General features: G+C 63.4%; 21 protein-coding genes and 2 tRNA genes. 10 read left to right on the forward strand and 13 right to left on the reverse strand.

Annotated elements, in window-relative coordinates:
* Positions 1–89: 89 nt before the first annotated feature.
* Positions 90–1613, forward strand: a complete 1524-nt coding sequence (gene ppx / locus ACCD03_RS10085; protein WP_045203224.1) for an exopolyphosphatase — start codon at positions 90–92, stop codon at positions 1611–1613.
* 80 nt (positions 1614–1693) lie between these two features.
* Here ppx and ACCD03_RS10090 read toward each other — a convergent pair whose 3' ends face one another.
* Entirely contained in the window at positions 1694–2527 is an 834-nt protein-coding gene (locus ACCD03_RS10090) for a GNAT family N-acetyltransferase (protein WP_004634231.1), read from the reverse strand.
* A 128-nt stretch (positions 2528–2655) separates the two neighbouring features.
* Positions 2656–3129 (reverse strand): phosphohistidine phosphatase SixA, encoded by a 474-nt coding sequence (gene sixA / locus ACCD03_RS10095; RefSeq protein ID WP_413411471.1) that lies wholly within the window; start codon positions 3127–3129, stop codon positions 2656–2658.
* Between the two features lie 55 nt (positions 3130–3184).
* Between sixA and ACCD03_RS10100 the strand changes: the two genes are divergently transcribed.
* Positions 3185–3508, forward strand: a complete 324-nt coding sequence (locus tag ACCD03_RS10100; RefSeq protein ID WP_413411457.1) for a hypothetical protein — start codon at positions 3185–3187, stop codon at positions 3506–3508.
* 106 nt (positions 3509–3614) lie between these two features.
* Here the strand turns inward: ACCD03_RS10100 and ACCD03_RS10105 are convergent.
* The 3 genes from ACCD03_RS10105 to ACCD03_RS10115 form a co-directional block, all read right to left on the reverse strand.
* A tRNA-Pro gene (locus ACCD03_RS10105) sits at positions 3615–3691 on the reverse strand.
* Between the two features lie 35 nt (positions 3692–3726).
* Positions 3727–4548 (reverse strand): sulfite exporter TauE/SafE family protein, encoded by an 822-nt coding sequence (locus ACCD03_RS10110; protein ID WP_325652087.1) that lies wholly within the window; start codon positions 4546–4548, stop codon positions 3727–3729.
* A gap of 2 nt (positions 4549–4550) precedes the next feature.
* Entirely contained in the window at positions 4551–4916 is a 366-nt protein-coding gene (locus tag ACCD03_RS10115) for an ArsR/SmtB family transcription factor (RefSeq protein WP_413411458.1), read from the reverse strand.
* A 100-nt stretch (positions 4917–5016) separates the two neighbouring features.
* Here ACCD03_RS10115 and ACCD03_RS10120 point away from each other — a divergent pair, with 100 nt between their 5' ends.
* Positions 5017–5877, forward strand: coding sequence for an MBL fold metallo-hydrolase (locus ACCD03_RS10120; RefSeq protein ID WP_413411459.1), 861 nt, complete (start codon positions 5017–5019; stop codon positions 5875–5877).
* Positions 5878–5881: 4 nt separating this feature from the next.
* Here ACCD03_RS10120 and ACCD03_RS10125 read toward each other — a convergent pair whose 3' ends face one another.
* A complete protein-coding gene (locus ACCD03_RS10125; RefSeq protein WP_413411460.1) occupies positions 5882–6778 on the reverse strand; it encodes a LysR family transcriptional regulator ArgP in 897 nt (298 codons plus the stop codon).
* Positions 6779–6852: 74 nt separating this feature from the next.
* Between ACCD03_RS10125 and ACCD03_RS10130 the strand changes: the two genes are divergently transcribed.
* The gene (locus ACCD03_RS10130) at positions 6853–7494 is read left to right on the forward strand and encodes a LysE/ArgO family amino acid transporter (protein WP_413411461.1); all 642 of its coding nucleotides are present in this window, start codon (positions 6853–6855) and stop codon (positions 7492–7494) included.
* A gap of 41 nt (positions 7495–7535) precedes the next feature.
* Here ACCD03_RS10130 and ACCD03_RS10135 read toward each other — a convergent pair whose 3' ends face one another.
* Positions 7536–7994, reverse strand: a complete 459-nt coding sequence (locus tag ACCD03_RS10135; RefSeq protein WP_413411462.1) for a MerR family transcriptional regulator — start codon at positions 7992–7994, stop codon at positions 7536–7538.
* Between the two features lie 98 nt (positions 7995–8092).
* Here ACCD03_RS10135 and ACCD03_RS10140 point away from each other — a divergent pair, with 98 nt between their 5' ends.
* Complete coding sequence (locus tag ACCD03_RS10140) at positions 8093–9328, forward strand: NADH:flavin oxidoreductase/NADH oxidase family protein (protein WP_413411463.1); 1236 nt, start codon at positions 8093–8095, stop codon at positions 9326–9328.
* A 91-nt stretch (positions 9329–9419) separates the two neighbouring features.
* Entirely contained in the window at positions 9420–10253 is an 834-nt protein-coding gene (locus ACCD03_RS10145; RefSeq protein ID WP_413411464.1) for an aldo/keto reductase, read from the forward strand.
* A 25-nt stretch (positions 10254–10278) separates the two neighbouring features.
* On the opposite strand, the gene ACCD03_RS10150 is transcribed toward ACCD03_RS10145, so the two are convergent.
* The 3 genes from ACCD03_RS10150 to ACCD03_RS10160 form a co-directional block, all read right to left on the reverse strand.
* Entirely contained in the window at positions 10279–10698 is a 420-nt protein-coding gene (locus ACCD03_RS10150; RefSeq protein ID WP_045203215.1) for a hypothetical protein, read from the reverse strand.
* A 553-nt stretch (positions 10699–11251) separates the two neighbouring features.
* Positions 11252–13951 carry an alpha-ketoglutarate dehydrogenase gene (gene mdeB / locus ACCD03_RS10155; protein WP_413411465.1) on the reverse strand — a complete coding sequence of 900 codons (2700 nt, stop codon included), beginning with the start codon at positions 13949–13951 and terminating at the stop codon, positions 11252–11254.
* Positions 13952–14041: 90 nt separating this feature from the next.
* A complete protein-coding gene (locus tag ACCD03_RS10160; RefSeq protein WP_413411466.1) occupies positions 14042–15058 on the reverse strand; it encodes a 1-aminocyclopropane-1-carboxylate deaminase in 1017 nt (338 codons plus the stop codon).
* A gap of 145 nt (positions 15059–15203) precedes the next feature.
* Between ACCD03_RS10160 and ACCD03_RS10165 the strand changes: the two genes are divergently transcribed.
* Positions 15204–15725: an Lrp/AsnC family transcriptional regulator gene (locus ACCD03_RS10165; RefSeq protein ID WP_027681186.1), complete on the forward strand. Its 522-nt coding sequence runs from the start codon at positions 15204–15206 to the stop codon at positions 15723–15725.
* On the opposite strand, the gene ACCD03_RS10170 is transcribed toward ACCD03_RS10165, so the two are convergent.
* A complete protein-coding gene (locus ACCD03_RS10170) occupies positions 15685–17220 on the reverse strand; it encodes an aminotransferase class V-fold PLP-dependent enzyme (protein WP_413411467.1) in 1536 nt (511 codons plus the stop codon). The two genes, ACCD03_RS10165 and ACCD03_RS10170, sit on opposite strands and share 41 nt — an antisense overlap.
* A 146-nt stretch (positions 17221–17366) precedes the next feature.
* On the opposite strand from ACCD03_RS10170, the gene ACCD03_RS10175 reads away from it, so the two are divergent.
* Positions 17367–17825 carry an Lrp/AsnC family transcriptional regulator gene (locus ACCD03_RS10175; RefSeq protein WP_325652106.1) on the forward strand — a complete coding sequence of 153 codons (459 nt, stop codon included), beginning with the start codon at positions 17367–17369 and terminating at the stop codon, positions 17823–17825.
* A 92-nt stretch (positions 17826–17917) separates the two neighbouring features.
* Here the strand turns inward: ACCD03_RS10175 and ACCD03_RS10180 are convergent, their stop codons facing one another.
* The gene (locus tag ACCD03_RS10180; RefSeq protein ID WP_325652108.1) at positions 17918–18370 is read right to left on the reverse strand and encodes a hypothetical protein; all 453 of its coding nucleotides are present in this window, start codon (positions 18368–18370) and stop codon (positions 17918–17920) included.
* An 88-nt stretch (positions 18371–18458) separates the two neighbouring features.
* Between ACCD03_RS10180 and ACCD03_RS10185 the strand changes: the two genes are divergently transcribed.
* Together ACCD03_RS10185 and ACCD03_RS10190 are read left to right on the forward strand one after the other, a co-directional pair.
* Positions 18459–19796 carry a type VI secretion IcmF C-terminal domain-containing protein gene (locus tag ACCD03_RS10185; protein ID WP_413411468.1) on the forward strand — a complete coding sequence of 446 codons (1338 nt, stop codon included), beginning with the start codon at positions 18459–18461 and terminating at the stop codon, positions 19794–19796.
* On the forward strand, positions 19745–20995 hold the full coding sequence (locus tag ACCD03_RS10190) for a DotU family type IV/VI secretion system protein (protein ID WP_413411469.1): 1251 nt from the start codon (positions 19745–19747) through the stop codon (positions 20993–20995). The genes ACCD03_RS10185 and ACCD03_RS10190 overlap by 52 nt, the downstream gene beginning before the upstream one ends.
* A 91-nt stretch (positions 20996–21086) precedes the next feature.
* Here ACCD03_RS10190 and ACCD03_RS10195 read toward each other — a convergent pair.
* Positions 21087–21163 (reverse strand) — tRNA-Arg (locus ACCD03_RS10195).
* Positions 21164–21406 lie beyond the last annotated feature (243 nt).

A 21406-nucleotide genomic window follows, 5' to 3' on the forward strand; every position in this document is an offset into this window, starting at 1 on the left:
CGGGACACAATAAAGACATATTTTGTTGCGCATTGTTTCGAACGACAATACTCCGCGCCCCTGATTTTGCTCCTCTCCCGTTTTCATTCATGAGTCCCACCCCCCGTCTGCTGGCTGCTGTCGACATGGGCTCCAACAGCTTCCGGCTGATGATTGGCCGCGTCGACGAAACTCCTGGGGGCACCCAGATATTCCAGGTTGATGCGTTGCGCGAGCCGGTCCGTTTGGCCGCTGGGCTTACGCAAGATAAATACCTGGATCAACCGGCGCGCCGGCGCGGCGTCGATGCCTTGCGCCGCTTTGGCGATCGACTGCGTGATTTTCCGCCGGAACATGTGCGTGCCGTGGCCACCAACACCTTGCGCGTTGCCAAGAATGCGCAGGAATTCCTGATCGAGGCGGAGGCCGCCCTCGGTTTTCCCATCGAAGTGATTGCGGGCCGCGAAGAGGCACGCCTGATCTATCTCGGTGCATCGCATGACGCACCGGCGTGCCAGGGCAACCGGCTTGTCGTCGACATCGGCGGGGGCTCGACGGAGTTCATCATCGGCAATGGCTACAAGCCCAAGCTGATGGAGTCGCTGTATATCGGTTGCGTTTCGCACAGCCGGCATTTCTTTCCGAACGGCAACGTTGATGAATACGCGATGAAGCAAGCCGAGCTGGCCGCACGTCGCGAGATCCAGGTGCTCGTGCAGCAGTACCGCACGGCGGGCTGGAACCAGGCGGTTGGGTCATCGGGTACCGCACGTGCGCTGGCTGAGCTGATCGAGCTAAACGGCTTCAACGACAAGAGCAACGAACACGGCATCACGCGCGAAGGGCTGGAGCGCCTGAAGCGCGCGCTCGTCAAGTCGGAGAACACCAATCGGCTGAAGCTTAACGGCCTGAAGTCGGACCGGATCCCGGTGCTGCCGGGCGGGCTGTCGATCATGCTCGGCGTGTTTGCAGAACTCGACGTCGACCGCATGGACGTGACCGATGGCGCCTTGCGCCTGGGCGTGCTGTATGACCTGCTCGGCCGTACGCATCACGAAGACATGCGCACGGTGACGATTGAGCAGTTCATGCGCCGCTACAGCGTCGACCGCGCGCAGGCGAGCCGCGTTCGCGATGCAGCGACCGCGCTGTTGTCGCAGTTTCCCGACCCGCCCGATGAGCGCCGCGAAGACAATCTCGCGCTGCTGGGTTGGGCGGCAAACCTGCACGAGATCGGCATGAGCATCGCGCACAGCGGGTACCACAAGCACTCGGCGTACATCGCCAGCCATGCCGATATGCCGGGCTTCTCCAAGACCGATCAGGCGCGCCTGGCGACGCTGCTGCTGGGCCACGCAGGCAAGCTTGGCAAGCTCTCGGGCGGCGGCAAGTTCCTGGATTGGCGGATGCTGTTCAGCCTGCGTCTGGCGTTTGTGCTGTGCCGCCGACGGGGAGCGATCCAACTGCCGGGCTTGCGCGTGCGCCACAGCGAAGGCGAACTGAATGAAGGCGGTTTTGAGGTGGAGCTGCCCAAGAGCTGGATCGAGCAGAATCCGCTGGTGGAATACAGCTTGATGAAGGAAGCCGATGAGTGGCAGCGCATCGGCCGCCGCTACAAGGTGGTGTACGTGTAAAGCATCTTGCCGCATCCCAAGCAAAACGGCCCGGAGTGACCCGGGCCGTTTTCTTTTGCGCGGCGCTGTTCGGAGCGATATCAGCCGCGCAGGAAGTGACGTGCGTAGCGCGGGTTGATGTCCGACAGACGCAGCAGCGTGAGGAAGTCGGCGACGTTGAAGTCGGGGTCCCACGCCGGTGCACCGCAGATGCGTGCGCCCAGGCGCAGATAACCCTTCACGAGCGCAGGCGGCTCGACTTCGAGATCCTGGTTCAGCTCGTCCACCGGCAGCGCCACGCGCGGGAAGGCGTGATACTCGATCGGTGCGAGTGAGCCATCGTCAACGAAGCTGCGATACAGGCTTGCAGCAAAGTGCCCGCCATCGCCCATCGACACGCTTGCGCAGCCCAGCATCGATTCGAAGCCGTAGCGCTGCATGTATTCGCCCAGGCCGGCCCAAAGCGCCATGATGACGCTGCCCGAGCGGTAGTCGCGGTGCACGCACGAGCGTCCCAGTTCCACCATCTTCGGGCGCAGGTGCGCCAGGCGCACGAGGTCGAATTCGGATTCGGAATACAAGCAACCGATTTGCTTGGCAGCGTCCGGGCGCAGCACGCGATAGGTGCCGACCACGCGCAGCGTCTTCTGGTCGCGCACGATCAGGTGGTCGCACACCGCGTCGAACATGTCGACGTCCAGTTCAGTGTGGGCCGAGGGCAGGCGGGCGCCCATTTCTTCGGCAAACACCTTGTAGCGCAGGCGCTGCGCTTCGGTCACTTCATCCTGATGGCGCGCCCACGAAACGGCCAGAACAGGTTTGTCACGCGCCGGAACAGCGTCGGGTGAGCGAGGAAGGCCCCTCCGTGCGTTGCCCAGATTCAGGCTCGGCAGTGCGTCGATCAACGGCTGGGTGGGCGTCGGCAGGTCTCGCATTCGTGCATCCCCAAGGGTGGATTTCGGGGCGATTCTAGAGACGCTGCGTGACAGATCCGCGACAAAAGCGTGTCAATCGTGACCGTTGCGTGAATTTTGCGTGGCGATGCTGTGACGAGGGCGATGTGTCACACCAGATCGGGATTGGCCACCGCGCGCAGCACGGTCTGCGCTTCGTCTTCGCGCATGCGGCGGCTGAGCCACCACACGCCGGCTTTCTTCACGCTCCAGTCCATTTCCACGCCCGCGATGAGCAAGCTGGCGAGACGGCCGAGCCACGGCTGATGGCCGACCAGCAGCAGGTTCGTATTCGACGGCCAATCCAATGCATCGAGGATCGCACTGACATCGGCGCCGGGCGCAAGTGCGGCCAGCGTCTGGAAATGTTCTGTGAGGGCGCGTGCGGTCTGCTGCGTGCGTACAGCGGGGCTCGCAAGTACGAGTGTGTCTTCTGGCAGGCGAGGGCGCAGCCAATCGGCCATCTTCTCGGCCTGCTTGTGACCACGCTTGGTGAGTTCCCGCTGCAGATCGGTGTTGCGCTGGATGCGCAATGATGCGGCCACGTCTTCGGCTTCAGCGTGGCGCCACAGGATGAGGTTCATGGGGAAAGTGAGCGACATTGCCTGGATGCGGATGCTGCCTTTATAGCATCGCCAGATGACATCACAAGTTGCAACGAACCGCGCCAAGCGTGTTGTCGTAACGCCTCAAGTGGCGAGGGCGCTCCACGCATTCGCGGACTTGAGGTTGCTGTCGTCGTTGTCTATGTTGATTGACAGGCCAACGTTGACGGGTGAAATGATGCTGGCAACTATCCTGAATCGGATACCAACGTGGGCTTTGATCGCAGGGCTGCTGGCTTTGTTCGGATATGGCTACGTACGCGACCAGTTGGCAGATGAGCCCAACTGTGAGGCCTATATCAAGGCCTATGGGTTAAAAGGAGACTGCGAGAACGCCGTTTTCAGATGGTTCAAGTAATCGGCGGCGAGGACCTTCATGGAGCGCGTAGGTAGAGACGCATAGTCACCAAAACAAAAACGGCTTACGTGGTGAACGTAAGCCGTTTTTGTTTGCTGCTCAATTCTGGTCGGGGCGGCAGGATTTGAACCCGCGGTCTTCCGGTCCCAAACCGGACGCGTTACCAGACTACGCTACGCCCCGAAGACCGCGATTGTACTGCTTTCGCAACACGCCGGTCAAATCAGAGTTCGGACAATCATGCCGAGCGCCACGGCGCCCGCAAATGCAGCGAATCCTTGCTGCAGCGCAGGCCCCGCCAAACGCCGCGCAAAGCGCCTGCCCACCAGCATGCCCGTCAACGCGCCGGCCGCAAACGGCAGCGCGATATGCCAATCGACATGCCCGCCGATCGCCGAGGCGACCACACCGCCCATGGACACCAGCGCGATCACCGCCAACGACGTGGCGACGATGGTTTGCATCGGCAGATCGGTCGCGCGGCGCAATGCGGGCACGATGACAAAGCCGCCGCCCACGCCAAGCAATCCGGACAGAAAGCCCGCGCCCACGCCCGAAGCGGCCAATGCACGCGCGCACGGCAGCGTCCAGACCAGCTTGGCTGTGGTGGTGTCAAGGTGGCAGGGCGGGGCGGTTCGCCTTGGCTGGGGCTCGGTTGACGGTGCCGCGCGCGCTTGCCGAAACATGCGCAGCGCCACGTAGGCAAGCACCACTGCAAACAGCAGCGTGAGCGGCGTGTTTGGCACGCGGTGCGCAACCCAGATACCGAACGGCGAGATCACCACGCCGCATAGCGCCATCAGCCCGGCGGCCTTGTAGCGGACCTTGCCTTCCCGCAAACCGAGCATCGCGCCCAGCCCGGCGGAAAGTCCCACCGCCAGCAGTGCAATCGGCGCAGCTTGCTGCACCGACAGGTGCAATCCAAAAATCAGCAGCGGCACCGCAACGATGGCCCCGCCGGCGCCCGTCAGCGCCAGGATGAGCCCCACCACAGAGCCCAGCCCCGCGCTGATGATCCAGCTCGCTTCGATCGGCGACATGATCAGCGTCCCGCCATCTTCTTCAAGACCTTGCCGCAGTACAGCTCGGAGAGTGTCTGCATGATCTGGATGACCTCGAAGCTGGCGAGCCGGTAGTAGATGTATTTGCCTTCGCGCCGCGTGGTGACAAGGCCCTCGTCACGCAGCACACCAAGTTGCTGCGACAGGCTGGGCTGATGCAGGCCGACCAGTGCTTCCAGCTCGCTGACATTGCGCTCGCCTTGAGTGAGTTGGCAGAGCAGCAGCAGACGGTCTTCGTGGGCCATGGCCTTGAGCACGGCACACGCCTGCGACGCAGAGGCGCGCAGCATGGAAATGGCCGCCTCGGGCAGCGGCACAACATCGGGACTGGCAGTGGATTGGCTCATGGGGCGTGGCGCAGGGTTCTATTCGCGCTGTTTGCACTATTGGCAGACAGAATGTCAGGCGATATTCTATAAAAATATAGATTGTTCGGGAAAGTCCACCATGCACGCCCAGATCGAATCCTTTTTCGACGCCGATACCTGCACCATGACCTACGTGGTGCACGCGGGGCCCGGCACGCCGTGCGCCGTGATCGACTCGGTACTCGACTACGACCCGAAATCGGGCCGCACGACGACCCGCTCAGCCGATCGCGTTGCCGCGTTCATCGAAGCGCAGGACTTGCGCGTTGAATGGCTGCTGGAGACCCACGCGCATGCCGATCACTTGTCGGCCGCGCCGTATCTGCGCGGGCGTTTCGGCGGGCGCATCGCTATCGGCGAGCGGATTCGGGTTGTGCTGGGCGTGTTCAAGCCGATCTTCAATCTCGAACCCTCGTTCCTGCTCGATGGCTCGCAGTTCGACCATCTGTTCGCGCCGGACGAGGTGTTCCATATCGGCAATCTGGAAGCCAAGGCGTTGGCCGTGCCGGGCCACACGCCGGCAGACATGGCATATCAGGTGGGCGATGCGGTGTTTGTGGGTGACACGCTGTTCATGCCGGACGTGGGCACGGCGCGCTGCGATTTTCCGGGTGGGAATGCGGGCACGCTGTATCAGTCGATCCGCCGCCTGCTGGATTTACCGCCGGACACGCGGCTCTACATGTGCCACGACTATCCGCCCGCCGGCCGCGAAGCCATTTGCCACACAACGGTGGCCGAGCAGCGCCGCGCCAACATCCATGTGCGCGATGGCGTGACCGAGGCTGAGTTCGTGCAGATGCGCACGAAGCGCGACGCCACGCTCAGCATGCCCACGCTGATCCTGCCGGCCATTCAAGTGAACATTCGCGCGGGCATGTTGCCCCCAGCGGAGCCGAACGGCGTGCAGTACCTCAAGATTCCGTTGAACGCGCTGTAATCGGTCAGGGCGCGAGCAGCGCGGCACGCGCGGCGCTCAGCACCTGGCGGCTGAGTTCGTCGAGCAGCGCCGATGCCGCACGCGCGTGTTGCCAATACAGCGGGATGTCCAACGGCGTGTCAGGCACCAGCTCGACCAGCGAACCGTCTTCAAGATGCTGCGCAATCAGCGCATGCGGATGCAGCCCCCAGCCCATGCCGGCCACAGCTGCGGTCACAAACGCCTGTGACGACGGCAACAGATGGCGCGGCAGTTCCACATGCCGATGGCACAGGCGCCTTGTCCAGGTTGCCTGCAACGCATCTTTCGTGTTGAACACGAGGCAGGGCACCTGCGCCAACGCACCTGCGCCGACGCCGTCTGCGAAATATTGCTGAACGAATGCCGGGCTGGCCGCGGCCACATAACGCATGGCGCCGAGTGGGCGGCTGTTGCAGCCCGTGGCTGGCCGCGCGGTGGCCGTAACGGCAGCCAGCACGGCACCGCTGCGCAGCCATTCGCTGGTGTGATCCTGGTCATCCACAGCCACCTCCATCAACACCGGGTGTGCGGCTGCGAATGTGGCGATCGCTGGGGCGAGCCAGGTCGCCAGGCTGTCGGCGTTCACGGCAATCGGCAGCGCAACGCGGGTGACGCCTTCTGGCGCCAGCGTTGGCAGCGCGCCTTGCAGTTCCTGTTCGAGCAGGCGAACGCGGTCTACATGCTGGCAAAGCCGCCGGCCGGTTTCAGTCGGGCGGCACGGCTGATCACGCACCACGAGCGCGCAGCCGACGCGTTCTTCCAGCAGCCGGATCCGCTGCGAAATGGCCGATGGCGTGACATTGAGTGCGCGGGCAGCTCGCTCGAAGCTGCCTTCTCGGATGACGGCAGCCAAAGCGGCCAAGGCGGCATAGTCGAGCATGAAGGTTAGTAAAACTGAATTGGATGAAGAAAAGATAGTTTGTCTTCATCAAGCCCGACCGGCAAGCTGCGCGCATGACAACATCGATTGCGACTTCCTCTTCCGTGTTTCTGCAGGGCTTGGCCCTGAGCCTGGGGCTAATCGTGGCCATTGGCGCGCAGAACGCTTTCGTGCTGCGTCAGGGGCTGCGCCGTGAGCACGTGGGCAGTGTGGTGCTGTTCTGTGCGATGGCAGATGCGCTGCTGATTCTGGCGGGCGTGCTTGGCATGGCGCAGGCATTGGGCGAACGACCCAGTCTCGCGCGTTTTCTTGCGTTGGCGGGCGCTGCATTCCTGCTGCTGTATGGCGTGCAGGCACTCCGGCGTGCGCGGCATTCCAGCCAGTTACGGGCCGCCGCAGGTGGCGATGGCCTCAGCCGGGGCGCGGCGCTGGCGCAGGCAGCGGCCTTTACGCTGCTCAATCCCCACGTCTATCTGGACACGGTGTTGCTGGTGGGGAGCATTGGCGCTCAGCAGGCCGCGGCATTGCGCGGCTGGTTTGTGGCGGGGGCAGGATCGGCCAGCCTGTTGTGGTTTGTGTCGCTGGGGTTTGGCGCGCGCTGGCTCGCGCCATGGTTTGCCCGGCCGAGGGCGTGGCAGGTGTTGGATGGCTTGATTGGCGTGACGATGCTCGTGCTGTCGGCCTTGCTGCTGCGTCACGCGCTGGGCGGGTTTTGATTCGATTCCGTTTACCGTAAAGCCGCCGCCGTCTGCATGCCTCAGCCGCGCTTTCTTGCTGGGCGCGGCTGCGGTTCTACTGCGGGCTGCTTGAGCGGGCGCAGGTTCATCTTGTCGAATACGCGGCGGGCGCGGTCGGCGCAATCTTCGCCGTCGGCCTCGTGATCGACTTCGCGAATGAGCGCCAGCAAGTCGCGCCTGTTTTGCGCCAGGTGCTGCTCCAGCACATCGATTTCCGCCACTTTGCGGCGTAGCGCCAGCAGCAATTCTTCGCGCGGCCACTCGCCCAGATGCCCGGGCAACAGGGCGCGAATTTCTTCCAGCGAGAACCCCGCGCTTTGCGCGCGCAGGATGATCTCCAGCCGCGTCACCGATTCCGGCGCGTATTCCCGATACCCATTGGATTGCCGCTCAGCCGGCTGCAGCAGGCCGCTCGCTTCATAGAACCGGATGCGGGAGGCGGCCACGCCGCTCAGGCGGGCCAGTTCACCAATCTTCATGTGCGTTCTCCGCAGGCTTGACATTCAAGTTGACTTTAAGCTTAGGGTTCAGATGTCGTCAAATGTCAAATCCCAAATCCCCATCGCGGATGCCACCCATGAAGCTCTTCACGCCCCTCGTTCTGCCCAACGGCGCGGTGATTCCCAATCGCCTTGCCAAAGCCGCCATGGAAGAGAACATGGCCGATGCCGATCACGCGCCGTCCGACGCGTTGCTGCGCCTGTATGAAGCGTGGGCCGCAGGCGGCGCCGGCTTGATCCTGACCGGCAACGTGATGATCGATCACCGCGCCATGACCGGCCCGAACGGCGTCGTGCTCGAAGACGGCACGCATCTGGAACGCTTTCGCCGCTGGGCGCAGGTCGCGCGGGCGCATGGCGCGCATGCGTGGGTGCAGATCAACCATCCGGGGCGGCAGATGCCGGCATCGCTTGGGCAACCGACGCTGGCGCCGTCAGCCGTTCCACTGGCGCTCGGCGCGCTGTCCAAACAGTTTCCGGTGCCGCGCGAGATGACCGAGGCGGACATCCGTGAAGTCCAGCAGCGCTTTACCCGCAGCGCGCAACTGGCCGAGCAGAGCGGTTTTACTGGTGTGCAGATCCACGCCGCACACGGCTATCTGCTGAGCCAGTTTCTGTCGCCCATTTCCAACCGGCGGCGAGACCAGTGGGGCGGCTCGATCGAGAACCGCGCGCGCCTGCTGCTCGATATCGTGCGCAGCGTGCGCGCTGTCGTGTCGCCGGAGTTTGTGGTGGCGGTCAAGCTGAACTCGGCCGACTTCCAGCGCGGCGGCTTCAGCCCTGACGATGCAAAGCAGGTGGTCGAGCTGCTCAACCCACTGGGTGTCGATCTGGTGGAACTGTCCGGCGGCAGCTACGAAGTTCCGGCCATGCAAGGGCACGCGCGTGACGGCCGCACACTGGCACGCGAAGCCTATTTCCTGGAATTCGCGCGTGACATTGCCGCCATTGCCCGCATGCCGCTGATGGTCACGGGCGGCATCCGGCGCCGGGCGGTGGCCGAGCAGGTGGTCGACAGCGGAATCGACATGGTGGGCATTGCGACGGCGCTGTCTATCGATCCGAACCTGCCGCGCGACTGGGCTGGCGGCAAGAACAACGCACCCGCGCTGCAGCCCATCACGTGGAAGAACAAGGCGCTGGGCGCGCTGGCCAACATGGCGGTCGTCAAGTTTCAGCTCAACCGGCTGAGCGAGGGGCGCACGACAGACCCGCGAGTGTCACCGCTGCGGGCGCTGATTCAACAGCAACTGGCCGCAGCCTGCCAGTCGCGGCGCTATCGCCGATGGACGGCGCAACGTCAGGCGCGCTAGGGCGTATTTTCTGACCGGACCGGCGCAGTCTTACCGATGCGCCGCGTCTCTTGTAGATTCATGTTTTGCCTCCCCGATCGGAAAGCACGACATGAAACAAGTCACTCTGCCCAACGGTGAACGCGTCCCAGCACTCGGCATGGGCACCTGGAACATGGGCGACGACCGCGCCACGCGCGCAGAAGAGATCGCCACGTTACGTCTGGGCCTCGACCTGGGTTTGCGCCTGATCGACACCGCCGAGATGTACGGCGAAGGCCTCTCCGAATCGCTGATCGGCGAGGCCATTGCCGGGCGGCGCGATGACGTCTTTCTCGTCAGCAAGGTCTACCCGCACAACGCCAGCCGGCGTGGCATTGCCGCGGCATGCGAGCGCAGCTTGCGCCGGCTCGGCACTGATCGTCTCGACCTGTACCTGCTGCACTGGCGCGGCGATGTGCCGTTCGAAGAAACCTTGGACGGCCTGCAGGCCCTGCAGCGCGAAGGCAAGATCCGCCATTACGGCGTGAGCAATCTTGACCTGTCCGATATGGAGGAATGGTGGGACTCGCCGGGCGGCGATCAGATTGCCGTCAACCAGCTGCTGTACAACCTCAGCCGGCGCGGCATCGAATGGGATTTGTTGCCCTGGCTGCATGAGCGCCGTGTGCCGGTGATGGCCTATTCGCCTATCGAGCAGGCGCGGCTGGTTCGGCATCCGAAACTGGTGCGCTTCGCCCAGGAGTGCGGCATGACGCCGGCACAGGTGGCGCTGGCGTGGCTGCTGGCGCGCGACGGCATCATCGCCATTCCAAAGACAGGCCATCGCGAGCGGTTGCGCGAGAACATCGGCGCGCTGTCGCACACGCTCACGGCTGAGCAGCTGGCGACGCTGGACAGCATCTTTCCGCCGCCCAAGGGGCCGCGGGCGCTGGAGATGCTCTAAGTGTCCTAAGCGCGCTAATAAGCGCTCAGCGCGACTTTGCCAGGTAACGCTCGTGGTCGACGTAGCCCATCAGGTAGACGCGGGCTTTGTCGCGTGTGTCTTTGGTGACGCGGTCGGCTGCCTTGCGCGCGCCGGACGAAGACATCGATGCGCTGAGGTGGTCGCGGAAACCGTCGTGCATGGTGCGCAGATCGCCTTCGCAGGCGTCGAGCGCGGAGGCGACTACGGCTTTCGTCTGCGTGGTGCCCGGCACGCCGCTATCGGCTTGGCGCTGGACGCACGCCATGTAGTTGGCGCGCAGCACCTGCCAGCCGTTGTCTGCGCTGGCGTCGGTGGTCGCCGCAGCGGCGGTAGTCGAATCAACGGGCTGCTGTTGCGGGTGCGATGCGCACGCACCGAGCAAGGCCAGCAGGACGAGAGACGGGCAGGTGAGGGCTTTTTTCATGGCATGGACTGTACTGCACGGCTGCGCTGCTTGCGTGGCGTGAAGTCGACCGCGGTGCACCTCGTAACATTTGGAAACGAAAAAGCGGCCGTGACCAAAAGCCCTGGCGCCAGCCGCCGCGCGATACATGTCCAGGCCATCGTTGGCGCGGCCCCGTAGCGCTGATGCATTGGCCCGGCCCACTGATGGGGTCTGATGCGTCACGAGCCAAGGGCAAACCGTGAGAGGCGGGGCAAAAAGCTCGGGCTGTCGAGCAAATAGCCTCGTGCGCCGAGCTCTGAGCTCCAAGCGCCGAGCAAAAAGCTCGACACGCGGAGCAAAAAGCTCGGCACGCGGAGTAAATAGCTCGGCACGCGGAGTAAATAGCTCGGCACGCGGAGCAAAAAGCCCGGCACGTGGAGCAAAAAGCTCGGCACGCGGAGCAAAAAGCTCGGCACGTGGAGCAAATAGCTCGACACGCGGAGCAAATAGCTCGACACGTCGAGCAAAGAGCCTCAAACGTCGAGCTTCGATCTCCGCGAGCCGAGCTAAAAGCCTCGCGAGTGCGGCTTGTTCAGCGCATCCAGGGCGCGTCTGCCGCCGTCGCGTGTTTGCCGTAGCGTGCAACCGCCTCGCGCACCACGGCGTGTTCCAACTCGCCGTCGTCGGCCAACGCCTTCAGCGCGGCGATGACGATGGACGCACGGTCCACTTCGAAAAACTCGCGCAACGCCCGGCGCGAATCGCTGCGGCCGAAGCCGTCGGTGCCGAGCGTGACGTAGCGGCGCGGCACGTGCGCACGGATCAGCTCGGGCACGGCGCGGACGTAGTCGGTGGCCGCGATGATGGGCCCGCGCGATTCGCGCAAGACGGTCTCCACATACGAAGGCGCGGCTTCACCGCCGAGGCGGGCGATGCGCTCAGCGGCGATCGCCTCGCGGTGCAGCTCTGAAAAGCTCGTCACGCTCCAGGTGGCGGCGTCGATGTTCCACTCTTCCTTGAGCATCTGCGCGGCGGCCATGACTTCGCCCAGGATGGCGCCCGAGCCGAGCAACTGCACGCGTGCGGTCGGCAGGCTTTGCGGTGTCAGCGGATACATGCCTTTGAGGATGCCTGCACGCAGGTCGCTGCCTGGCATGGACGGCTGCGCGTAGTTCTCGTTCGTCACCGTCAGGTAGTAGAACGTGTCTTCCTGCCGCTCCAGCATCGCGCGCATGCCTTCGTCGAGGATGACGGCAATCTCGTAGGCAAATGCCGGGTCCCACGCGCGACAGTTGGGCACCGTGGATGCGGCAAGGTGGCTTGTGCCGTCCTGATGCTGCAGGCCTTCACCGCCGAGCGTGGTCTTGCCTGCCGTGGCGCCGATCAGGAAGCCGCGCGCACGCTGGTCCGCCGCCGCCCAGATGAGATCGCCAATGCGCTGGAAGCCGAACATCGAGTAGTAGATGTAGAACGGCAGCATCGGCAGATCGTGCGTGCTGTAGGCCGTGGCCGCGGCAATCCATGACGAGATGGCGCCGGCTTCGGAGATGCCTTCCTCCAGGATCTGCCCACCGGTCTCTTCGCGGTAATACAGCATCGAACCCAGATCTTCCGGCTCGTACTGCTGACCCAGCGGCGAATAGATACCGACCTGGCGGAACATGCTGGCCATGCCAAAGGTGCGCGCCTCATCCGCCACCACCGGCACAATGCGCGGGCCGAGGGCACCGTCCTTCAACAGGTTGCCGAACATCCGCACGATCGCCATCGTGGTCGACATCTCGCGGCCTTCAGCTTGCAGCGCGAATTGTCCCCAGGATGGCAACGCAGGCACGGTCAGCGCCTGTGTTGCCGCCTTCCGCCTTCTAGGCAGATAGCCTCCGAGGGCAGCCCGGCGCGTATGCAGGTATTGCATCTCCGGGCTGTTTGGCGCGGGCTTGTAAAACTTCAATTGCTCGACATCGGTGTCCGACAGCGGCAGGCGGAAGCGATCGCGAAACGCCTTGAGCTGATCGACGTCGAGCTTCTTCTGCTGGTGCGTCGTCATCCGGCCTTGCCCAACGCTGCCCATGCCGAAGCCCTTCATCGTCTTGGCGAGAATCACCGTGGGCTGGCCCTTGTGCTGCAGCGCCTTTGCATAGGCGGCGTGGAGCTTGCGCACGTCGTGGCCGCCGCGGCGCAGGCGGTCGATATCTTCGTTGCTGAAATGCGAGACGAGCGCGGCAAGCTCGGGGTTCTGGCCGAAGAAGCGTTCGCGGTTGTAGGCGCCGTCGTTGGCTGAGAAGGTCTGGAACTGGCCGTCGACGGTCTGCGCAAATGCCCGCAGCAAGGCGCCCGAACGGTCGCGGGCGAAGAGGGCATCCCAGTCCGAGCCCCACAGCACCTTGATGACGTTCCACCCGGCGCCGGTGAACTGCGCTTCGAGTTCGTCGACGATACGGCCGTTGCCGCGCACGGGCCCGTCGAGCCGCTGCAGGTTGCAGTTGATGACGAACACGATGTTATCGAGCCGCTCACGCGCCGCCAGCGAGAGGGCGCCGATCGATTCCGGTTCGTCCATTTCGCCGTCGCCAAAAAAGCCCCACACCTTGCGTTCGGAGGTTTGCAGCAGGCCGCGGTTGTGCAGGTAGCGCATGAAGCGCGCCTGGTAGATCGCGTTGATCGGCCCGATGCCCATCGATCCGGTCGGGAACTGCCAGAACGCCGGCATCAACCACGGATGCGGATAGGAGCACAGCCCGGGGCCCGTGATCTCGCGCCGATAGTGTTCGAGGTGCGCTTCATCCAGGAAGCCTTCGAGATACGCACGTGCATAGACGCCGGGCGATGAGTGCGGCTGGAAGTAGACCAGATCGCCGCCGTGCGCCGCGTTGTCAGCCCGGAAGAAATGGTTGAAGCCAACTTCGAACAGGTCGGCCGCCGATGCGTAGCTTGCAATGTGGCCACCCAGCTCGCCGTACGCCTGGTTGGCGCGCACCACCATGGCGAGCGCGTTCCAGCGCAGGGCGGCGGCCAGTCGCTCTTCGGTATCGATGTCTCCGGGATACGGCGGCTGCGCCTCAACGGGGATCGTGTTGACGTAGGGCGTGACGCGGGCGAGGGCGGTGCCGACACCCAGCTTAGAGGCGCGCTCTGCCAGACGGTCGAACAGGAACTGTGCGCGCGAGGTGCCGGCATGTTGTACGACGGCATCCAGCGCGTCGAGCCATTCGGCGGTTTCCCCTGGGTCGCTGTCTTCGGTGCGGTGCGCGAGGGAGCGCATCGACGCGGCCCCCGTCGATAAATCCGTCATGGCGGTCCTGCCTTGAGGAAGGATTGGAAGGCGGGCCGTGATCACGCGATGCACGCCCGCGCCCGGATGCGCCGCAGGGGCGCGGCCGCATCAACCGTTGCGGAAGATGAAGCTGTATGCGTTGAGTGCCGGCACGCCGCCCAGGTGCGCGTAGAGCACGCGCGAGCCTTCAGGGAATTCACCGTTGCGCACCATGTCGATCATGCCGTGCATGGATTTCCCTTCATACACGGGGTCGGTCAGCATGGCTTCCTGGTGTGCGCACAGGCGAATGGCTTCGAGCGTGCCCTCGTTGGGCAGGCCGTATTCGGGGCCGCCGTAGCGCGTGTCGAGCACCACGTCTTTCTCGGTGATGTTGCGGCCAAGGTCGACCAGTTCGGCAGTGTGCTGCGCGATGCGGAGGATCTGCGCGCGCGTCTGCTCCGGCTTGGCCGAGGCATCGATGCCGATCACCTTGTCGGCCCGGCCATCTGCTGCAAAGCCAACAACCATGCCGGCCTGCGTGCTGCCCGTGACCGAGCACACGACGATGTAGTCGAACTTGAAGCCCAGCTCCGCTTCCTGCTGGCGCACTTCTTCAGCAAAGCCGACAAAGCCCAGGCCGCCGAGCGGGTGTTCGGAGCAGCCGGCCGGAATCGGGAACGGCTTGCCGCCGCGCTTGCGCACGTCGTCCATGGCCTGTTCCCAACTGGGCCGGATGCCGATGTCGAAGCCTGCTGCATCGAGGCGCACGTCGGCGCCCATGATGCGCGACATCTCGATATTGCCGACGCGGTCGTACACGGCGTCGGAATAGTTCACCCAGTTTTCCTGCACCAGCACGCACTTGAGGCCGAGGTGCGCTGCCACTGCAGCCACCTGGCGCGTCTGGTTCGACTGAATGCCGCCAATGGACACCAGCGTGTCGTACCCGCCTTCCAGCGCTTCCGGGATCAGGTATTCGAGCTTGCGCGTCTTGTTGCCGCCGAAGGCCAGGCCGCTGTTGCAGTCCTCGCGCTTGGCAAACAGCTCGACCTTGCCGCCCAGGTGCGCGCTCAATCGTTTCAGCGGCTGGATGGGCGTCGGGCCGAACGTCAGGGGATAACGGGGAAATCGCTGCAGGTTCATGAGGTGGCTCCTTCAGTGCCGCAAATGGCGGGATGTCGGAAACCAATGGTACGCAGAACGCCGCGAAATGAGGTTGCAAAGATCGTCTACTATCCAGAACGTAGCGGGACGTAGATCGAACTATGTATCTCTTTATTTCTTGAATATGAAAAAGAGCGAAACAAAATTGCAGGAAGATTCTGACGCGTCGGCGGCTTCAGCGCGCCACGCCTTGGATCGCACCGATCGCGCGATTCTCAGGGCGCTCCAGCGCGATGCGTCCATCTCCAACGTGGCCCTGGCGGCCAAGGTGAACTTGAGCCCGCCGGCCTGCCTGCGCCGCGTGGAACGGCTCAAGGAGCTGGGGCTGATCAAGGGGATTGTTGCGTTGCTCGATCCGCGTGCGCTGGATCTGGGGTCGCTGGTGATGATCGGCGTCGTGCTGGATCGCTCGACGCCGGAATCATTCACGGCATTTGAGAAAGCGGTGCAGAAGGTGCCCGGCTGCCTGGAGTGTCACGTCGTAACCGGCGAGTTCGACTACTTCATGCTCGTGCGCACGAAAGACAACGAAGGCTACAACCGACTCCACGCCGAGCAGTTGCTGTATCTGCCGGGCGTGCGGCAGATCCGGACGTTCATGGTGCTCAAGCAGGTGCTGTCGACGACTGAGCTGCCGGTGGCTTAGCTGAGGCGGGAGCGGCTCCGCCCTTGCGTTGATCCATCAGGCGGTTCCAGAGCATGCTGGCCCGGTTGCCGCTTCTGCAATACGCGAGGATGGGCTTGGGCAGTGTGTCGACCAATGCGCCGAATGCGGCAACGTCTGCATCGCCAATGCCATTCGGCTCGACCGGCAGGTAGCGCGCTTCCAGGCCCAGCTCGCGGGCGGCAGCGGCAATGTCCTCAAAGGCGGGCTGGTCGTTGCTCTCGCCATCGGGGCGGTTGCAGATGACCGAGCGGAAACCTGCATTGCGGATGGTCTTCAGATCGGCCGGCATGATCTGCCGCGAAGCCGTCAACCCGCTGGATGCGGTGGCGCGACATTGCTCGATCGCGCGCTGGAAGCACGCAGCGGCAAAGTCGACGTCCTGTTCGGTCGCAAAGCGGCCCAGGCTGATGCGCACGGTGCGGCCCGCCGTATCGGCATCCAGACCGATGGCCGTCAGCACGTGCGATGGCGTGCCCGCTGCAGAGTTGCACGCCGATGTGGACGACACGGCAAGGTCGTCGCCCAGCATCATCGGCATGAAGCCGGGCGCGTTGACCGTGAAGCTGAGGGTGTGGGGAATGCGTCGGGCCACGTCGGCGTTCTGCACTACGTCGCCGAGGGCGAGCACCGCTGCCTTCAGCCGCTGGCTCAGCGCAGCAATGCGGGTGGTTTCGTGCTCCAGCTCTTCCGCAGCCAATTCGCACGCGACGCCCATGCCGACAATCTGATGCGTTGCCAGCGTGCCCGAGCGCAGACCGCGCTCGTGACCGCCACCATGGATTTGCGGCGCAATACGCGAAGCAATATCGCGGCGCACATACAGCGCCCCGATCCCCTTGGGGCCATACACCTTGTGGGCCGACATCGACAGCATGTCGATGCCGAGCGCACGCACATCGATCGGCGTCTTGCCGAGTGCCTGTGCGGCATCGACATGGAACAGCGCGCCCGCTGCATGCGCGATCTGCGCGATCGCACGAACGTCGGTCAGCGTGCCCAGCTCGTTGTTCACCAGCATGAGCGAGACGAGCCCGGTGTCGGGCGTCATCGCAGCGGCGACCGCTTCGGGCGTAATTTCGCCGTCGCGTGTCGGCGAGAGATACGTCACCGAACAGCCTCGCGCCGACAGGTTCGCCATCGTGTCGAGAATGGCCTTGTGTTCGATGCGGCTCGTGATGAGGTGGCGCTTGCCGGTGGCGGCCTCTGCGTAGCCCTTCAGCGCGAGGTTGTTGGATTCGGTTGCGCCCGACGTCCAGATGATCTCGTCGGCATCAGCGCCGATGAGCGCGGCAACTTGCTCGCGTGCGTGCTCCACCTTGTTCCGCGCGACGCGGCCGGTCGCATGCGAACTTGACGCTGGGTTGCCGAAGGCGCCTTCCATGCCAAGGCAGGCGGTCATGGCCGCAATCACGCGAGGGTCGGCCGGCGTGGTGGCTGCGTAGTCGAGGTAGTGCGGGGTGTTGCTGTCGCTCATGTCGTTCTCTGTGCTGCGGTGGAGGCAGGAAAAATGATACGGCGGACAGCCCAGAAAAATAATTCAAAGTTTCCTGTGAATTTCTCCATATAGCGGAAAATATTCCCTAGAATTTGTAATATATAGAAATAAATTCTTATACAGAAATGGACGCCATTGACCGCGAACTACTGAGGCTGTTGCAGGCCGATGCGACGCTGCCCATCGCAGAGCTTGCGCAGCGGGTGAACCTTTCACAAACGCCGTGCTGGAAGCGAGTGCAGCGGCTCAAGGACACGGGTGTCATCCGCGCCCAGGTGGCGCTGTGCGACGCACGCAAGCTGGGCGTCGGCACCACGGTGTTCGTGGCCGTGCGCACCGATCAACACACCGAGAAATGGGCGCAGCGTTTCACGCAAGTGGTGCGCGATATGCCCGAGGTGGTGGAGGTCTACCGGATGAGCGGCGAGATGGACTATCTGCTGCGCGTTGCGGTGTCGGGTATCGAAGACTACGACCGCGTGTACAAACACCTCATCAAGTCCGTGCCGCTGTCGGATGTGAGTTCATCGTTCTCGATGGAGCAGATCAAGTATTCGACTGCGCTGCCGGTGCCCTTGCCATGAACGCACGCCTCATCAGTACGCCCACGTATGCGGGAACGCGGGGGGAAGCGCACAATTGCTGTCCGATCCCGTGCATGCCGCACACGGCACCATCATTCGTTCTGCGCCCACCGCTCGACGAGATCTGCTGGAATCGCCTGAAACACCTTCGCAAACGGCTTTCCCACCATCGACTCTGCCTGCCGAAGCAACAGCCCGACCGGACTGCTGGGCTCATGCGCTTCAAACCAAGTGCGAGCGAGGCGGATTTGCCTCAAGGCGGCATGGCGGCTGGTTGGCATATCGTTGGTGTTCCCGGTGGGGGCAGGTTGCAGGTCTGCCTGTGCGAACGGCGCAATGTTGGCGGATAGCGAAGGTGGAGACGACACCGCAACAGGTGGAATTTCAGATGCCGGCGCACACTCGACCGCCACAGGCTTTGGCCGGCCAGCATGACAGGCCAATTCCAGTAGCCGTATCAAGGGCTTCAGATCTGGCGCGTGATCGGGCAGTGAAGCTTCGGACCACAGCTGAATGGACTGTGCCAGTGCGCAGGCTTCATGCATTGCCTCTATCTCAGGCAGTCCTTGGCTCCGGAATGCGTCCAGGTGTTGGTGCACTGATTCGGGCTCAAGAGCGTCGGCTGGACGCGACATGCCCACCTTGCGAAAGCAATCTGAACTGCGTTGTCGCTGCCTCTACCTGACTGAATACGCGCAGCGCTGGACGGAGTTCCTGTCTGACATCCGCGCCTTGACAGGTAACAACCTTGCATTCGACCTGGAAATCCTGCGCAACTTCGCAGCCCCCGATTCGCCGTTAGCGCGTCTGGGGCGCGTGGTGGTGCGCGAGACCACGCTGAGCCAAGGTGTCGAGTCGGAAGACAAGTCGCTCGCCGACAGGGCGCTTGCCGTCCTGGACAAGAAATCTGACAAGATCAGTGGCTTCGCCGCACGCGCCGAAGGGCGTCAGGAACGCGAACTGGTCGACAACCGGTTCGCCGCCCTGCGCGAGGTCGTGACAGGCCACGCCGACATGGTGGCCCCCAATGCCAAAGACAAAGGCGGCCAGCCAAGGCTGGACGCTATCGCCAGCATGGTCAACGCTTACTACACTTCGCTGATGGTCGCCAGCAATGCGCTTGAGACACGCAATCTGCCGCCACCCGTCGAGGCTGGCGCGCAGCTGAAGATGGAAGCCGCCAAACTGCCAGCTCCGCTCAAGGAAGTGCTGGCCGACTTGGTGGTGCAGGGCACGCGTGACGTGAACAAGGGGATCGGAGACATTCTCATCGCTCAGATGAACGCCGTCGTCGGTGAGAGTTGCCGCAGCGCCATTGACGGCAAGTATCCCTTCACACCGACATCAGCCCAGGATGTAGACGCCGAGGATTTTGCGAGGGTCTTTGCGTCGGGTGGTGTGTTGGACGACTTCTTCCAGAAAGTATTGGCACCGCACGTTGATGCGACCATCTCCCCTTGGCGTTATAAGCTGAACGCACCCGATGTACCGCCGGTGGCGGGCCCGAGCCTCATCCCGTTCCAACGTGCCAAGGAAATCCGCGAGGTGTTCTTCCGCGACCCGGGCGCCAAGAAGATGGCGTGGAAGATTGATCTGAAGGTGGTGGAGCTTGACCCTGAGATCGTCGAGCTGACCATGGACTTCGATGGGCAGAGCATGCGCTACGTGCACGGGCCAGTGATCCCGCTCAAGGTCACGTGGCCTGGGCCGCGCGCAGGACAGGGCGCGGAGATCACGGCTAACCCGCGCGTGCGGCCGGAGACTTCCACGCTGACCGCCAATGGTCCGTGGGCCATGATGCGCGTGATCGCCAAGGGCAAGCTTGCCAACTCGGTGTCGCCCAGCAACTTCGTGGCCGAGTACGACTTTGATGGGCGCAAGGCCAAGCTCGACATCAATACAGGCAGCTTGGCAAACCCGTGGACGACCAGGTTGCTGCAAGGGTTTCAGTGTCCGGGGAGGTCGGGTTGATGGCAAGTCAAATACAACCCAAGAATCATCTCCTTAGATTGGCACAGCCGCTCTTTTGGCTGCTGGACGAACTGTCGCCCGAGTTGGAATCCGCAGCTCGCTTGGACACGCTCAAGTCAGAGGTTCGCACCAGGCTCAAGGCCTTCAAGCAGGCGGCCCAAGCTGCAGCGCTCAAGGCCGATGTCATCGAGGCGGTGCACTACTGCTTCTGTGCAGCCTTGGACCAAGCCGGAAGCCGTGTGCGAGGGCGTGCCGATGGTTTGCGGGGCGTCTGGGTCCAACACAGCTTGCTGGCCGAGTTCTACAAAGAGAACAGCCGCGGCCAGCATTGCCGCGCGTGGATTCAGACGCTGCAGGAAACACCGAACGCCAGCAGCAATGCGCTGGAGGTGATTGCCCTCCTGATCAAACGCGGTCTGGGCGACGAGCGAGGCATGCCGTTGCATGAAATCCAGATGCAACATCGCGCAGTCGTCGCACCCGCGCCTGCGGCCGCGTCAGCATTAACCAGCAGTTGGGCCCGCGAGCGACCCATGGCCTTCAGCGGGGAGGTCCACGAGATTCTGCTCCTTCGCCAAGAGCCACCGCCACGCCGTTCTTGGCTTCCCGTTATTGCGGCGTTGGTTGCAATAGCATTGGTGCTCGGGTTCGGGGCAGTGACTTACCGTCAGCATCTCGAAAAGCAGATGCTTGCCAGCCGGGTAGATGCCCTGTCTGCCCAGCTACTCAAGCAACGAGAGACGCTGGAGGAGCGGGTCTCACGCGCGCTGTCTTCCGAAGCCGGAGCGGCTCCTGTCGGTATCAGTACCAAAGACGGTCGGATCTATCTGGCTTTCAGCAGTGACCAAGGATTCTCCTCTGGCCGAGCGGACCTCACTCCCGCGCTTGCGCGCCAGCTTGATCGGCTCGCTGCGGTGCTTGCAGACACGCGCGGCAAGGTCACCATCCTCGGGCATACCGACGATGCACCGGGCCCGCGAGATCGTATCGAGTCGAACTCCGCGCTGTCGACGGCACGGGCCATGGCTGTGGGGCAGCGTTTGCAGAAGCATGGCGTTGCGCGAGACCGGTTGTCGATCATTGGCCGGGGCGCCAAAGATTCTGTTGGTGACAACCGTACCTCAGCAGGCCGAGCATTGAATAGGCGGGTTGAGATTGTGCTCGAGAACGTGTCAGTTGATGCCCGTAGAGCTCAATAGGCGTAGCGGCGGAAGAGTGCCACGGCAAAGCGTGACCTGGTTTGCCACTTTGCAGTCGGCATTTCGTAAGGCTTTGATTTACATATGGTCTTGGCCTGCCCAGAGGGATTCGAACCCCCGACCGTCGGCTTAGAAGGCCGATGCTCTATCCAACTGAGCTATGGGCAGATATGCAGATGTGCAGGCTGCCCAGGCATACCAAAAACGCGCGGCCTCCGGTGCCTGGGAGGCCGCGATTCTAACAGAAGGGATGTTGCGCAGCGCTAGTGCTGGGGCGGGATTTCCGGCGGTAGGTCCCCGGGTGGCAGTTCGATTGGGGGCGTTTGGGGTTCGGGATCGTGCACTGGGTCGTGGGCTGGTTCATCGGGCGGCGGCATTTCCGGCGGCGGGTGCGGGGGCTGTTCGGGCGGT

The organism is Ralstonia sp. Ralssp135, assembly GCF_047304345.1.
Classification (GTDB): Bacteria; Pseudomonadota; Gammaproteobacteria; order Burkholderiales; family Burkholderiaceae; genus Ralstonia; species Ralstonia chuxiongensis.

Coding starts and splice junctions, on each gene's coding strand:
- ppx (WP_045203224.1), top strand. CDS start 90: ATGAGTCCCACCCCCCGTCTGCTGGCTGCTGTCGACATGGGCTCCAAC.
- ACCD03_RS10090 (WP_004634231.1), bottom strand. CDS start 2,527: ATGCGAGACCTGCCGACGCCCACCCAGCCGTTGATCGACGCACTGCCG.
- sixA (WP_413411471.1), bottom strand. CDS start 3,129: ATGAACCTCATCCTGTGGCGCCACGCTGAAGCCGAAGACGTGGCCGCA.
- ACCD03_RS10100 (WP_413411457.1), top strand. CDS start 3,185: ATGACATCACAAGTTGCAACGAACCGCGCCAAGCGTGTTGTCGTAACG.
- ACCD03_RS10110 (WP_325652087.1), bottom strand. CDS start 4,548: ATGTCGCCGATCGAAGCGAGCTGGATCATCAGCGCGGGGCTGGGCTCT.
- ACCD03_RS10115 (WP_413411458.1), bottom strand. CDS start 4,916: ATGAGCCAATCCACTGCCAGTCCCGATGTTGTGCCGCTGCCCGAGGCG.
- ACCD03_RS10120 (WP_413411459.1), top strand. CDS start 5,017: ATGCACGCCCAGATCGAATCCTTTTTCGACGCCGATACCTGCACCATG.
- ACCD03_RS10125 (WP_413411460.1), bottom strand. CDS start 6,778: ATGCTCGACTATGCCGCCTTGGCCGCTTTGGCTGCCGTCATCCGAGAA.
- ACCD03_RS10130 (WP_413411461.1), top strand. CDS start 6,853: ATGACAACATCGATTGCGACTTCCTCTTCCGTGTTTCTGCAGGGCTTG.
- ACCD03_RS10135 (WP_413411462.1), bottom strand. CDS start 7,994: ATGAAGATTGGTGAACTGGCCCGCCTGAGCGGCGTGGCCGCCTCCCGC.
- ACCD03_RS10140 (WP_413411463.1), top strand. CDS start 8,093: ATGAAGCTCTTCACGCCCCTCGTTCTGCCCAACGGCGCGGTGATTCCC.
- ACCD03_RS10145 (WP_413411464.1), top strand. CDS start 9,420: ATGAAACAAGTCACTCTGCCCAACGGTGAACGCGTCCCAGCACTCGGC.
- ACCD03_RS10150 (WP_045203215.1), bottom strand. CDS start 10,698: ATGAAAAAAGCCCTCACCTGCCCGTCTCTCGTCCTGCTGGCCTTGCTC.
- mdeB (WP_413411465.1), bottom strand. CDS start 13,951: ATGACGGATTTATCGACGGGGGCCGCGTCGATGCGCTCCCTCGCGCAC.
- ACCD03_RS10160 (WP_413411466.1), bottom strand. CDS start 15,058: ATGAACCTGCAGCGATTTCCCCGTTATCCCCTGACGTTCGGCCCGACG.
- ACCD03_RS10165 (WP_027681186.1), top strand. CDS start 15,204: ATGAAAAAGAGCGAAACAAAATTGCAGGAAGATTCTGACGCGTCGGCG.
- ACCD03_RS10170 (WP_413411467.1), bottom strand. CDS start 17,220: ATGAGCGACAGCAACACCCCGCACTACCTCGACTACGCAGCCACCACG.
- ACCD03_RS10175 (WP_325652106.1), top strand. CDS start 17,367: ATGGACGCCATTGACCGCGAACTACTGAGGCTGTTGCAGGCCGATGCG.
- ACCD03_RS10180 (WP_325652108.1), bottom strand. CDS start 18,370: ATGCATGAAGCCTGCGCACTGGCACAGTCCATTCAGCTGTGGTCCGAA.
- ACCD03_RS10185 (WP_413411468.1), top strand. CDS start 18,459: ATGCCCACCTTGCGAAAGCAATCTGAACTGCGTTGTCGCTGCCTCTAC.